This window comes from Candidatus Omnitrophota bacterium (assembly GCA_041650805.1).
Classification (GTDB): Bacteria; Omnitrophota; Gorgyraeia; order 2-01-FULL-45-10; family 2-01-FULL-45-10; genus JBAZKM01.
Window position 1 is genome coordinate 113,444 of record JBAZKM010000006.1, and the last position, 12,558, is coordinate 126,001.

14 protein-coding genes are annotated in these 12,558 nt (G+C 52.7%); 12 read left to right on the forward strand and 2 right to left on the reverse strand.

The window, feature by feature from the left end; all coding sequences use genetic code 11:
• The first annotated feature begins 71 nt into the window (after positions 1-71).
• From WC515_05760 to WC515_05815, 12 genes are all read left to right on the forward strand, one after another.
• On the forward strand, positions 72-1,472 hold the full coding sequence (locus tag WC515_05760; GenBank protein MFA5146854.1) for a carbohydrate porin: 1,401 nt from the start codon (positions 72-74) through the stop codon (positions 1,470-1,472).
• Between the two features lie 28 nt (positions 1,473-1,500).
• A complete protein-coding gene (cbiM, locus tag WC515_05765; GenBank protein ID MFA5146855.1) occupies positions 1,501-2,181 on the forward strand; it encodes a cobalt transporter CbiM in 681 nt (226 codons plus the stop codon).
• Between the two features lie 2 nt (positions 2,182-2,183).
• Positions 2,184-2,525, forward strand: coding sequence for a PDGLE domain-containing protein (locus WC515_05770; protein ID MFA5146856.1), 342 nt, complete (start codon positions 2,184-2,186; stop codon positions 2,523-2,525).
• Complete coding sequence (cbiQ, locus tag WC515_05775; protein MFA5146857.1) at positions 2,519-3,379, forward strand: cobalt ECF transporter T component CbiQ; 861 nt, start codon at positions 2,519-2,521, stop codon at positions 3,377-3,379. The genes WC515_05770 and cbiQ overlap by 7 nt, the downstream gene beginning before the upstream one ends.
• Positions 3,376-4,194: an ABC transporter ATP-binding protein gene (locus tag WC515_05780; GenBank protein ID MFA5146858.1), complete on the forward strand. Its 819-nt coding sequence runs from the start codon at positions 3,376-3,378 to the stop codon at positions 4,192-4,194. Before cbiQ ends, WC515_05780 begins: the two co-directional genes overlap by 4 nt.
• Before the next feature lie 76 nt (positions 4,195-4,270).
• Entirely contained in the window at positions 4,271-4,576 is a 306-nt protein-coding gene (locus tag WC515_05785; GenBank protein MFA5146859.1) for a DUF134 domain-containing protein, read from the forward strand.
• A complete protein-coding gene (locus WC515_05790) occupies positions 4,576-5,631 on the forward strand; it encodes a permease (protein ID MFA5146860.1) in 1,056 nt (351 codons plus the stop codon). The genes WC515_05785 and WC515_05790 overlap by 1 nt, the downstream gene beginning before the upstream one ends.
• A gap of 16 nt (positions 5,632-5,647) precedes the next feature.
• Positions 5,648-5,884, forward strand: coding sequence for a thioredoxin family protein (locus tag WC515_05795; GenBank protein ID MFA5146861.1), 237 nt, complete (start codon positions 5,648-5,650; stop codon positions 5,882-5,884).
• Complete coding sequence (gene arsM, locus WC515_05800; GenBank protein MFA5146862.1) at positions 5,874-6,674, forward strand: arsenite methyltransferase; 801 nt, start codon at positions 5,874-5,876, stop codon at positions 6,672-6,674. The genes WC515_05795 and arsM overlap by 11 nt, the downstream gene beginning before the upstream one ends.
• 33 nt (positions 6,675-6,707) lie before the next feature.
• The gene (locus WC515_05805) at positions 6,708-7,355 is read left to right on the forward strand and encodes a hypothetical protein (protein MFA5146863.1); all 648 of its coding nucleotides are present in this window, start codon (positions 6,708-6,710) and stop codon (positions 7,353-7,355) included.
• Positions 7,356-8,057: a hypothetical protein gene (locus tag WC515_05810; GenBank protein MFA5146864.1), complete on the forward strand. Its 702-nt coding sequence runs from the start codon at positions 7,356-7,358 to the stop codon at positions 8,055-8,057. It abuts the gene before it with no gap.
• A gap of 18 nt (positions 8,058-8,075) precedes the next feature.
• On the forward strand, positions 8,076-10,505 hold the full coding sequence (locus WC515_05815; protein ID MFA5146865.1) for an AsmA family protein: 2,430 nt from the start codon (positions 8,076-8,078) through the stop codon (positions 10,503-10,505).
• Positions 10,506-10,530: 25 nt separating this feature from the next.
• Here WC515_05815 and WC515_05820 read toward each other — a convergent pair whose 3' ends face one another.
• Complete coding sequence (locus WC515_05820) at positions 10,531-11,571, reverse strand: putative sugar O-methyltransferase (protein ID MFA5146866.1); 1,041 nt, start codon at positions 11,569-11,571, stop codon at positions 10,531-10,533.
• Positions 11,564-12,550, reverse strand: a complete 987-nt coding sequence (locus WC515_05825) for a radical SAM/SPASM domain-containing protein (GenBank protein MFA5146867.1) — start codon at positions 12,548-12,550, stop codon at positions 11,564-11,566. Before WC515_05825 ends, WC515_05820 begins: the two co-directional genes overlap by 8 nt.
• Positions 12,551-12,558 lie beyond the last annotated feature (8 nt).

The window sequence follows — 12,558 nt, forward strand, 5'->3', positions numbered from 1 at the left end:
TTGGTATCCGGTAGCACTTTTTTAAAATAAGTATTATTATAAAGAGAAACGTATAAAAAAAGGGGGAGGGCATGCGGTATAAAAGAGGGAGGGTCATAACTATCTTTATGTTGATAAGTTTTTTTTCCGCGACGCCGTTATGGGCCGATGATGTAAGCGACCTTAAAGAAGAGGTAAGGATATTGAAGGAGAAGCTTTCCGAGATGGATGGCTTAAAGGCGCGCGTCGCGGAGCTTGAAAAGAAGCTTGAGGTCCAGGGGTGTTCGATAACGACGCAGGCGACCACGGTCAAAGAGATCAGGGAGTCCCTTATCAAATATGAGCCCGGGGAGGGCTTGAAGGTGCCGCCGTGCGGCATCGAGATGACGGCAGGCGCCACGTTCGTCCTCCAGGGGACGCCGAACGCCAACGATGCCGGCGACGGCGAGGCGTCAAGGTTCGACGCCGCATGGTCTGCCGACATATTCATCCAGAAGGCCTTCGACGATTGGGGGCGGGCGTTGATACACCTTGAGCCGGGACAGGGGCAGGGCGTGGAGGGCGAGCTTTCGGTATACAGCAACGTCAATAGGGACCAGAACCCGACCGATGCCGACGTGCCCGTTACGGAGTTGTGGTATGAGCATTACCTCTTCGATAAGCAGGTCGCTATAACTGCCGGCAAGATGGACCCCGCAAATTATATAGACCAGAACGAATATGCCCATGATGAGACGACGCAGTTCCTGGGGAGGATATTCAAGCAGAACCCGGCCATAGAATGGCCGGATGACAATACGCTCGGGGCGCGTTTAATAATAGCGCCGGAGTTCCTTCCGTATATGTCACTGGAGTCGACATATTTCGACGCCGACAATGACTGGGAGAGCGTATTCGACAGGCCGTTCGTGTCGGCCCAGCTTAATCTGAAACCGTCCAGGATATTCAATATAGACCCCGAACAATGGGACGGCAATTACAGGCTCTACTGGTGGCTGGACGGCAGGGCCCATCATAAACTGGTAGCGAAAGATGAGCCGACGACCGAAGAGAGGGAGAAGGAGATGAATACGGGGTTCGGGTTGAGCTGTGACCAGATGATCACGGACGTCTTCGGGATATTCGGGCGGTTCGGCTGGCAGATACCGTATCTGGAGCTCGTGACGACAAGCCCGAATTCCGCGCCCGCCGAAGCTTCATGGTCGGCCGGATTACAGATGACCGGAAAATACTGGAATAGAGAAGACGACATCCTCGCCTTCGGCGTGGGCCAGGTCTTCCCGAGCAGCCATTATAAGGACTCCGGCGTCGAGGGTACGGGAGGAGCGTCCGAAGGGCATTTCGAGACGTACTATAGGTGCCAGGTCCTTAAATGGCTCGCTATAAGCCCGGACTTCCAGGTGATATGGAACCCGAGAGGCGTTAATCACGGGTATCTGGGCGATGACGATGCCATATTCGTATACGGCATGAGGGGACAGCTGGATTTCTAACCTGGTTAGAAAAGGAGGGATTGAGGTCATGCATATACCAGATGGATATTTAGGGCCGACGACATGCGGCATCTTCTATCTATTGATGGCGCCCGTATGGGCGCTCGCTTCTAAGGTAGTCAAGAAGACGCTCAGCGTGAAGCAGGTGCCGCTCCTGGCAATAGGCGCGGCGTTCAGTTTTGTGATAATGATGTTCAACGTGCCTATACCGTGCGGGACGACCGGCCACGCCGTGGGAGGGGTGCTTGTCGCGATACTCCTGGGGCCCTGGGCCGCATCTATAGCCATTACGGTAGCGCTCGTAGTCCAGGCGCTTCTCTTCGGCGACGGCGGCATTACGTCAATAGGCGCGAACTGTTTCAACATGGCGTTCGTGCTCCCGTTTGCAGGATATTATATCTATAAGGCGATAAGTTACAATTCCGCCGCCGGTTCAAATAGACGGGTCATGGCCGCGGGGGTTGCCGGTTACATCGCCATTAACCTTGCCGCCGGTCTGACCGGATTCGAATTCGGGATCCAGCCGCTCCTTCACAAAACGGCAGGCGGGCAGGCATTGTACTGTCCCTACGGGTTGAATGTAGCCCTCCCGGCGATGCTTGGCGAGCACCTCCTCGTATTTGGATGGGTGGAGGCGATCGTCACCGCGCTTGTGATAAAGTACCTGCAGAAGCAGGCTCCGGAACTTCTGGAAAAGGGGAGGGCATAACGGTGAAGACAACGACCAAACTCTGGATAGGATTGGCCATACTGATCGTCCTTTCTCCCATAGGGCTTATATTGCCGGAACATTTCAAGGCAGGATCGGCATGGGGAGAGTGGGGCGCTGAAGAGATGATGGACCTGGTCGGTTATATACCGCATGGCCTGGAAAGACTCGCCGGTTTATGGAAGGCGCCCATTCCTGATTACGCTTTTAAGGGGTGGGAAGGGAAGCCCTTGCAGGACCTTAGTTTTGCCTATATAATATCTGCCGTCGTGGGGATTACCATCACCGTCCTGGCGGTCATCGGTATAGCCAGGTTGCTGGTGAAGAAAGAGGATCGATGTTAAGGAAAAGGCATAATAATTTCATAGAGCGCTCTATAATGGGCGCCCTATCTTTCCTGAAAGGGTCCGTATTTTCCGATGAATATGCGTCACGGGACGGGCTCCTGCAATCGATAGACCCGAGGGCGAAGCTCGTCACATTCTTCATATTTCTTTTGACGGTACTATTCACGCACAGCATAACCGTCTCTATCTGCCTTTATCTCCTATGTCTGGTGCTCGCCCTTTTTTCGAAGATCGACCTGGGTTTCTTTTTAAAGAGGACGTGGATATTCATCCCTCTTTTCTCTCTTTTTATCGCCATACCGGCGCTCTTTAGCGTCTTTACGCCCGGAGACGCAATATCCGGTTTTAAGGCCCTGGGGCTGGAGCTCATCATCACACGCCAGGGTTTGTACGGGGCGCTCTTGTTCGTCGCGAGGGTCATCGCCTCGGTCTCTTTCGCGGTCCTTCTAAGCATCACCACAAGGCATTTTGAATTGCTCAAAGTCCTGCGTATATTCAGGATACCTCAGGTATTCGTGATGATACTGGGTATGTGCTACAGGTATATCTATCTATTCATGGAGGTGGTTGAAGATACGTATATGGCGATAAAGAGCCGCACCGGAGGGAAAGTCCACTACAGGAAAGGACAGCATATAGTGGCCTGGAGCATGGCCTCACTCTGGCACAGGTCATACCTCCTGAATGAGGAGGTCTACGGCGCGATGCTTTCGAGGGGCTTTGGCGGCGAGCCGGTCATATTGAAAGACCTCAAGACGAAGCCGAGGGACTGGGTCTGGCTCTTCTTTGCCGTATGCCTGTCCGTCGCACTTCTTTATTTCGGCGATAAATGGAAATTCAACATATTATGAATAATGATGTATTTGAATTAAGGGATGTCCGTTTTTCATATCTCGGGAAGTATCCGGCGTTATGCGGAGTGGACATAACGGTCGCAAAGGGCGAAAGGATAGCCGTCATAGGCGCGAACGGTTCCGGAAAATCGACGCTTCTGCACATACTGGACGGGCTATTCTTCCCGGATAGCGGCGACGTCAAGGCCTTCGGTGCGGAGTTGAGCGAAAGGGCGCTTTCCGATGAAGGGTTCAACCGTGATTTCAGGAAGAAGGTAGGGCTTGTATTCCAGAACCCGGATGTCCAGCTATTCTGCCCTACGGTCAGGGAGGAGATAGTGTTCGGCCCGCTTAACTTCGGACTCGATCATGCGGCGATAACGGCGGCATTCAATTCCATAATAGAGGTCTTCGGCATAAGAGACCTGATCGAAAGGATGCCTCACCAATTGAGCATAGGGGAGAAGCGTAAAGTAGCGATGGCATCGGTCCTGATATCAGGGCCCGATGTCCTCCTTCTCGATGAGCCGACGGCAGGCCTCGACCCCAAGACGTCACGCGACTTGATAGATCTCCTTAACGGATATCACGCCGAGGGTAAGACGGTGATCACGGCAACGCATGACATGCATATTATTGAGGAGATCGCGGACACCGTATATGTATTCGGCCGGGATAAAAGGATAATAAGGAGCGGCCGCCCCGCGGAACTATTGGCCGATACCGTTTTTCTGCAGGAGAATAACCTGATCCACATGCATTCCCACAGCCATGGCGGTAAGACCCATATACACCCGCACCGGCATCTTAGCCCCGACCACCACCACACTTGAGACATTTTTTATTGACACAACTTTCATATATGTGATAAGATGGTTATGAACATACGTTCATAACTATGAGGCCGTGATGCGTCCCAAGAAGACGAGATGGATAAGGTGTTTGCCGGGCGAGAGGTGTTTCAAGCCGGTATGCAAGCCCCTCGATAGGCTGGAGGGCGTATATCTCACCCTTGACGAGTTTGAGGCCTTACGCCTCGCGGACCTCAAGAGGTTGAAACAGGTCGACGCGGCACGGCGGCTCAAGATATCGCGCCCCACGTTCTCGAGGATCGTATCCTCGGCGCGGAAGAAGATAGCCGACGGCCTGGTCAATATCAAGGCCATAAGGATAGAAGGCGGTTGCTGCAAAATCATAAAGAAAGGCCGGTCATAATGGATAGAAGGGCTGTCTCCGCAGTAGCTATACTGCTATTTATCTTTGCGGTTATAATAGTATACGAATGGAGCGGGACGTGGAGAGGCGTTAAGACCACCATGGCCGAGAAGAAGGTCATTACCGCTAAGCTCCTGGAGGAAAATAAGATACCTGTGCACGCATTCATAGCCGCCACGATCGTTGACTATGTAAAACACTCGTGGCTATGTCTTCTTCTGGCCTTTATAGCCGCGGGCGCGCTGCAGGAGTTTGCGCCGAGAGACAAGGTCATCAAGCTCATGGGATCCGGCAGGGGTTTCACGCCGTATGCGGTAGCCGGGTGCGGGGGGCCGCTACTTTCGATGTGCTCATGCAGCATAATCCCTCTTTTCGGCGGACTATATAAAAGAGGCGCAGGGTTAGGCCCGGCCATAACCTTTCTCCTGGCATCGCCGGCATTCAACCCTGCGGCGATCCTTCTCACACTGGGACTCCTTGGCTGGAAATTTGCCATAGCAAGGATCGTAGTTGCTGTAACGGCCGGGATCCTTGTCGGGTATGCTACAGACAGGTTTTTTAAAGATAGGATCCCTGAGCCGGGACCGATACGGATAGATACGGAAGTTGAAGGGGCGTTACAGGATGATCAGGGTTTTGGTAAGAGGTTCTTTAATATGACCCTCTATTCCTGGGAATTCGTTAAGATGGTGCTTCCTCTTATATTCCTGGGCGTCATATGTGCGGGTCTGGTCAAGGCCTTTTTACCTCCCTCCCTCATAATCAAATACCTGGGTAACGGGGTCTTGCCGATCATGCTATCTTCGGCTATAGGGGTCTTCATGTATACGCCGACTTTAGTCGAGGTGCCGCTCGTCAGGGGGTTATTGGAATCCGGCATGGGCACAGGCGCCGCGATGGCCTTTCTTCTGACCGGCCCGGCATTAAGCCTGCCTTCGATACTCGGCGTATGCAAGATAGTCAAACCGAGGGTGCCGGCGTTCTATGCGACACTCATGTGGATATGCGGTACCATCGCAGGTATTTTATTCTGGTTACTTGTGCCGGTATTTTAATCGAAGGGAGAATGCTATGAAGATAGAGATATTCGGACCGGGATGCCATCGATGCGGAGAGCTTGAAAAGGCCGTAAAGAATGTTATCTCAGAGCTCAATATACCCGCGGATATCGAAAAGGTCAAAGATATAACAAAGATAGTCGACGCGGGGATCATGCAGACGCCCGGATTGCGCATCAACGGCAAGATCAAATGCTCCGGGCGCATTCCTAAAGTAGAAGAGATAAAGAAGTGGATCGATGAAAGATAAAAAGATAAAGAAGATGGTGAAAGAAGGTTATGCCAGGGTAGCGGCACAAGGCATCTCCTGCTGCCCTACAAATTCATGCTGCGGGAGCCGAAACCGGGCAAAGGATGTGAGCAGGGCCGTCGGTTACAGCGATGCGGAGATCGATACCGTTCCCGAAGGCGCTAACCTGGGCCTCGGATGCGGCAATCCGGTCGCTATCGCATCTTTAAAAGAGGGCGACGTCGTGCTCGATCTGGGGAGCGGCGCCGGATTTGACGCGTTCCTTGCCTCGTCAAGAGTCGGTAAGACCGGCCGCGTCATAGGTGTCGATATGACGCCGGAGATGGTTGAAAAGGCCCGGGATAATGCCGGGAGGGGTGATTATAAGAACGTGGAATTTATGCAGGGCGAGATCGAAAAACTGCCTCTTGAGGATGCCTCGATCGACGTTATCATATCGAACTGCGTCATCAACCTGTCGCCTGAAAAAGAGCAGGTCTTTAAAGAGGCCTTCAGGGTGCTTAAGCCCGGAGGGCGGCTTATGGTCTCTGACCTGGTTCTGGTCAAAGATCTGCCTGATAGTATAAAGGGATCTGTCGAGGCATATGTGGGTTGCCTTGCCGGGGCGGTCAAAAAAGACGAGTATCTGAAGTTCATAAAACTGGCCGGCTTTAAAGAGGTCAAAGTGATAGACCAGATAAGCTATCCCGTAGATGCCATCTTCAAGGAACTTGAAGGCGTCCGGGACACGGTAGCCAGCATAAAAGTATCCGCAAAAAAATCTTTGATATGGGATACCGTCGCGCTATAATACACCTATATCTTTAACAGGCGGAGGGGTGAGATGAGGCGATTCCTGCGGGTCTTTACATCCGGGCTTCTGATCTTACTGGCGCTCGGCAGTTACATCTTCTACGAATATACCCTTAAGGAGAAGCTTGAAAGCGTGCGGGAGAAATTGATCCTGGTCGCCTCCAACGCCTCGCTCTCTATAGATACGGACCAGCTGCTAAGGATACCGTTAAATAAGGAGGGCGACAAGACCGAAGAGTACAGGGCCGTCTATCAGAAACTGTACAGCATAAAGAAGATGAACCCTTTCATAAAGTTCATATATATAATGAAGGCCACGGACCGGCCCGGCATCCTGCAGTACATCGTTGATGTCGATCCTCTCCCGGATACCGTAACGGCGGAGAGCCCGACCGCTTTCCCGGGAGATGAGTACGATGCGCGGAATGTGCCGGAGATGCTTAAGGCCTACAGCGGCCCCACCGCCGACAGAGGTCCGACCGCCGACGTATGGGGGACGGTAATATCCGGTTATGCGCCGCTTTACGGCGATACCGGCGAGGCGGTCGCTATCCTGTGCGTCGATACGGACGGCACGGGGATATACGGCGGTCAAAGGACGGCCTGGATACGCTCATTCTTCATATCGTTGATCGTAATAACAGTCCTCATCCCGTTATTTTTAAGAATGGAGGTTTAGATGCGCCGATACGGTGTTGCTGTGGGTATAGTTATCGCGGCCATGGTATATTCCGCCTTTTCACATGCCGCAAATATACGCCTGAAGGAGGGGCGCGTTTTTGAAGGAGAAATAATAGGCGAGACGGCCGATTCGGTAAGGGTAAGAGAGAAGACAGGGGAAGGCCAGTATATAGAGACGGAATACAACAGGTCCGAGATCGAGAGCATGGGCAACACAGGCCGGATCACAGGAGATGAGATCGTGGCAGGGATCATATCTCAACTCTCCCCGCCCGAACCGGACGCCGGACCGGAAGAGGCCGATCCTGTTTACAACGATGCCCTGGACGGGTTGATAGGTAAGATAGAAGGCCTGAAGGTCATCTGGGATATAGACCATACGAGGTTCGACAGCATCAAGGAATGGGTGAAGGGCTTTGAGCCTCTTAAGGAGGCCTTCCAGCAGAGATACGCCGGCTCAGGCAGGTCGTCCTACTATTACATATCTATGGCCCTCGTGGAGCTGAGTAATTTTATGGACTCGGTGAAGAACTTCGAAAAATCGAGGAAGTCGCGGCAGGATATGGAGAGGAACGGATCTTATGGCCTTGCGGATAAGTTCAGGGACGTCGCAAAAGAGTATGAGGACTCGGCTTCGAAGGAAATATCCAAGACGATAGAGTACTGCAATATCGCGCGGCAGAGGGCTGTACGGCAATAATAATAAAGATGAAATGGCATGAAGAATACGATATTTGCTATCCTCTTCGTTCTGGCCCTGGCCATATTCGGCGGGATATTCTATCTGAACGAGATCTTCATACCGGCGAACCTGAAGAGGACGGTCACGGAGGGGATAGAGACCGCTACCGGTAAGAAGGTCCTGCTCGAATCGCTGAAGTTTAGCGTCCTCAAAGGGATGGTGCTGAAGGGGTTCGTGCTATACGACGATAAAGATGTAATACTGAAGGCCAAAGAGATCTCCTGCACGTTCTTCATAATACCTTTCCTGAAAAAAGAGATAATCATCCCCGTAATAAAGATCAGGTCACCCGTAATATTGCTCGAACGCCGCCCGGACAATTCAATAAACCTCTCGGACCTCTTTGACCGGAAGGATGTGCCAAAATACGATTATAACGTAATGGTCCGCAGTATAAGGATGACCGGCGGAAAGGTCATCTTCATCGATGATACCCTGGCGCCGCCGTACGCAAAGGATATCGATAAGGTCAACGTGCGTATATACCTTTCGCCGCCTTCGAAGGCGCTCTTCGACCTTGACTTCGAGATCCCCTCAGAAACGGCCGTAAAGGTGGATTCGACCGGTGAGTATGACATATCATCGGGAAAGGGGAGCGCTAAGATCGCGGTGACAGATCTCTCTTTAAAAGAGTTCGCGGGATATTATGAAAGCACGGGGATGGCCTTTCCCGGAGGCACGTCCGATGCCATTATAGACCTGGATATGGACCGCGATATCATAAGCGCCGGCATGAACGTCCAGACCAAAGACCTCGCCATATTCGGGGGAGGTGCATCGGCCAGGCTCAGCTCCTATATAAAGGCCGACCTTCGGTATTCCCTGAACGACAGGCGGCTGGGATACGCGGGCACCATGAAGATCGATAAGCTTGCCGTCTCCGGGGTGGAATATTTCCAGGATGCCGATGAGATAGAGGGAGACCTCTCATTCAGCGATTCGGGGTTCTCTTCCAATAATATCAGCGCAAAGATCTTCGGCATACCCGTCGGGGCAAAGGTGAACCTGGCTAAGCTTGAGGCCGCCCTTCTCGATATCGACATCATAGCCGATGTGAAACTCGATCTCCTCGAGGCGATATTGAAAGAGAGATTCGAGATGAATATACCGGCCCGTCTGGAGGGCGACGGCAGGCTCTATATCACCATGCAGTACAAGATACCGGTCGTGGCCCCGCCCGAGGTAAGGGGATCGCTCGAGACCTCCGACGCGTCAATAATCATAGAGGAAGGTAAGCCCCGCATAGAGAAGGTCAGGGGCATCCTGCAGTTCGGCGCGAATCAGTTCACATGGTCCGGCATCGATCTGATGTACCTCGGTACCCCTTACAGGACATCGGGCACCCTTACCAATCCGGATGCGCCGGGGGTACAGCTTAAACTATCATCGAAAGACCTCTCATTGGAATCCGTCTTTTCGGTTAACGGGAGGCAGATGACTTTCGGCAAGTTCGAAGGCAGTTATCTCAATTCAAACTTTTCGCTTAAGGGCAAGGCGGTCCTTGCGTCTCCGTCCGCCATAAATGCCGACATAAAAGGCGCGCTGGATGTGAGGATCGGCGATATGAAGACGGCGTTGAAGGATCTCAGGGATAAATTGGAGCGCATGAGAGCGGCAGGGTCCTTTCATGCGGATCTCAATCTGAAAGGGAACATGAAGGATATCAGATCCTGCGCCATAGAAGCGAAGGTCATGAGCAGTTCGGTGTCGCTATACGGCCTCAAACCGGCCAGTATCGTCATCGATTATTACCAGAAAGACGGTGTCGTCGATATGCCCCGTATACATTCGTTCCTTTATGGCGGCACGCTTGATGCCGATGCCAGGATAGACCTTGTCTCGAGGGGAAACCCTTATTCGGTGAACGTAGAGATCAAAAATGTGAAGCTTGAAAAATTGAAAGAGGATATAGGCATGAGAGATAAGGATATATCAGGATCGGTATGGTTCCGGGCGAAATTGAACGGCCTGTCAGATGATCCCGCGACCTTGAACGGGGCCGGGAATATATCGGTCGATGACGGCAAACTGTGGCAGCTCAACCTCTTCAGGGGGCTCGGGGTATTGATCTTCACGAGCGACTTCAGCGAAGTTATATTCAAAAAGGCCTCCGCCTCGCTGGTCTTCAGGGATAAGGCCGTCTCCACGGACGGCATGTGGCTCACGAGTGACCTCATAAATATGTATGGTTCGGCCCGGATAGGTTTCGACAACTCCATAAAGGCATCCCTGAAAGCGGAGATCGCCCAGGATGCGCTGGAGTCGGGCGCCAGGAAGAATATCACAACGGCGATGGGAAGATATACCATGATAGATGTGGTCGGGACGCTCAAGGAGCCGAAGTACCGCCTCACGCCGGATATAGGCGGCATACTCGGGGATATCAAGGGTTTTGTCTTCGAATAGCCCTCCGGAGACCGCCCTTGCCCGGCTATCGCGATCTCAGTAATGCCTCGAAGAAATCGGTCTGTACCTTTGCCTCTCTCCAGAAGACCTTGACCCAATCTTCAGGCACGGGGTAATCCTCTTCCCTGATATGGATATCTTCGTACGGGATACGGGAATCTTTCGCCGCCTTCAGGTAAAAGTACATACCCTTTTTGAGCAATCTCTCTATCTGCGTAAAATAGTACCGGATCTGTCCCGGCCTCATCTCATGCAGGGTAGAGATGCTGATGAAGAGGTCGACCGTCCCTTCCGGGAGCATCTCTATCTGGCTGGGGAGAAAGAAGAGTATGTCCGATCTTTCAAACTCCTCTTTTATGTCGGAATAGGAATTGAACTCCCTGAAGGCGAATATCCTCTTTCCCGGGAATGAGCCGCTCAGATATCTTTCGGCGATGTAGAGAGCGGGAGGTGTGTCTATTATGATATATTTCAAAGGCGACATTACGGACAGGAAGACGAACGCCGTCCTGCCGTATCCCGCCCCCAGCTCGCAGACGGTCCCGATCTTTTCCCTGTCGCGGACCGGCCCCATCATGGAATTGAACTCTATCGCAGAATTTGCTATGTCCTGAGATATGAGCCGGCCGTCCAGATGTATCCTGGGAGGGTTGCCGGCCTCGGGCTCTTCCAGCCGGCCAAGGAGATCTTCGTTATCGTTACGTCTCGCATATTCCCATAACATGAAGACGAGAAAATTGTAAAACAGGGATTGCCGCCATCTTAAATATCTATGCCGCGGGGGGAAGAAACTCCTGAATATATTTCTTATCGTTGCGCCGGGCCCGGAGTGAGAGACCAGGTATCTGGTCTGCCTGTTGACCGGGAAGTTCGGCAGCCAGGTAAAATAATGCGACGCCACCGGTATCTTAAAATTTTCATACCCGTATTTGAATAACCGTTCTTCGTGTACCGTATTCAGGTGGTCCCAATATTTTGAGGGCTGGACCTCGCTCCTGCCGCGTGACAGGGACGCTTTCATCTCTCCGATCCTTGCGCGCATGGCCCTCTCCTCCCGTTCAGTCATCGCATATCCTCCCTAGAGATCTCTCAAGGACCTGTCGCGGTATATTATGCGTGATGTAATGGCAAAAGAGGCAGTGGTTCGTTGTCATGCCGGGAAAGCGGACGCCTGACGTCTCGAGCGCCTTACGGACCGGATGGAGGCCCGATCCGAATATCGCAGAGATGAGACGGTTATCCCCGGCGTTGCGTAAAAGTTTTTGAGGAGTGTCAGTTTTTATGGAGCCGAGCGTCAACATCTCCGTGCCGTTGGCGTATCCGCAGCACGGTTTGATCGTACCGTCCGGAAGGATGTAAAATAGATTACCCGGCCCTTCACAGAAGTCATCCCGGAACCATCTTCCGTTCCACGGGTCTTTCAGACGCGCCGCCTTACCTACGGGCGAAAGGTCTATATATGATATCCTGATGAAGAGCCCGCCGCCTTTTATACAGGCGTGTCCGGATCCGGCGCCTTTCATGGCTGCGCCCAGGAGACGGGAGAGTTTTAAAAGCCGTCCGCCGGTCCGGCTATCCATCGCTCCCTTTACTGCGGCGACAGATATTATGTCGGGCCGGTTCCATATCTCCCGAGCGGCCCTTATGAACGATGCGACCTTCTTCAGGTCCTGGCGGTGGAACGCGTCCACGCTTACACATATATCGCCGTCATACCCGGCCCTGTATATTTGTTCCAGGGACGGGATGAGTTCTTTCTTCGAATTGAACCAGGCACCATTCGTCATGATCCGGCCGAAGAGCATCCCGCGCCGTACAGCTTCCTTTATTATCGCGCACAGGAGATCGAGCGCAAGGAACGGTTCGCCCCCCGTAAATCCTACCCGCTTGATCCCGAGATCCGAACATCCGGCGAGGAATCTCAGGGCGCCCTTCCTGCCCAGGGCCGCGCCGCCGGGTTCTGTATTGCAATGGCCGCACCGCAGGTTGCACCGGGCGGTAAGGGAGAAGAGGACCTCGGTGGGACGGAATCGTCGTTTTTTCATCGGGACCA

Bases quoted from the DNA above. Each gene is read 5' to 3' on its own strand.
- WC515_05760 (MFA5146854.1), top strand. From the start codon at position 72: ATGCGGTATAAAAGAGGGAGGGTCATAACTATCTTTATGTTGATAAGT.
- cbiM (MFA5146855.1), top strand. From the start codon at position 1,501: ATGCATATACCAGATGGATATTTAGGGCCGACGACATGCGGCATCTTC.
- cbiQ (MFA5146857.1), top strand. From the start codon at position 2,519: ATGTTAAGGAAAAGGCATAATAATTTCATAGAGCGCTCTATAATGGGC.
- WC515_05780 (MFA5146858.1), top strand. From the start codon at position 3,376: ATGAATAATGATGTATTTGAATTAAGGGATGTCCGTTTTTCATATCTC.
- WC515_05785 (MFA5146859.1), top strand. From the start codon at position 4,271: ATGCGTCCCAAGAAGACGAGATGGATAAGGTGTTTGCCGGGCGAGAGG.
- WC515_05790 (MFA5146860.1), top strand. From the start codon at position 4,576: ATGGATAGAAGGGCTGTCTCCGCAGTAGCTATACTGCTATTTATCTTT.
- WC515_05795 (MFA5146861.1), top strand. From the start codon at position 5,648: ATGAAGATAGAGATATTCGGACCGGGATGCCATCGATGCGGAGAGCTT.
- arsM (MFA5146862.1), top strand. From the start codon at position 5,874: ATGAAAGATAAAAAGATAAAGAAGATGGTGAAAGAAGGTTATGCCAGG.
- WC515_05805 (MFA5146863.1), top strand. From the start codon at position 6,708: ATGAGGCGATTCCTGCGGGTCTTTACATCCGGGCTTCTGATCTTACTG.
- WC515_05810 (MFA5146864.1), top strand. From the start codon at position 7,356: ATGCGCCGATACGGTGTTGCTGTGGGTATAGTTATCGCGGCCATGGTA.
- WC515_05815 (MFA5146865.1), top strand. From the start codon at position 8,076: ATGAAGAATACGATATTTGCTATCCTCTTCGTTCTGGCCCTGGCCATA.
- WC515_05820 (MFA5146866.1), bottom strand. From the start codon at position 11,571: ATGACTGAACGGGAGGAGAGGGCCATGCGCGCAAGGATCGGAGAGATG.
- WC515_05825 (MFA5146867.1), bottom strand. From the start codon at position 12,550: ATGAAAAAACGACGATTCCGTCCCACCGAGGTCCTCTTCTCCCTTACC.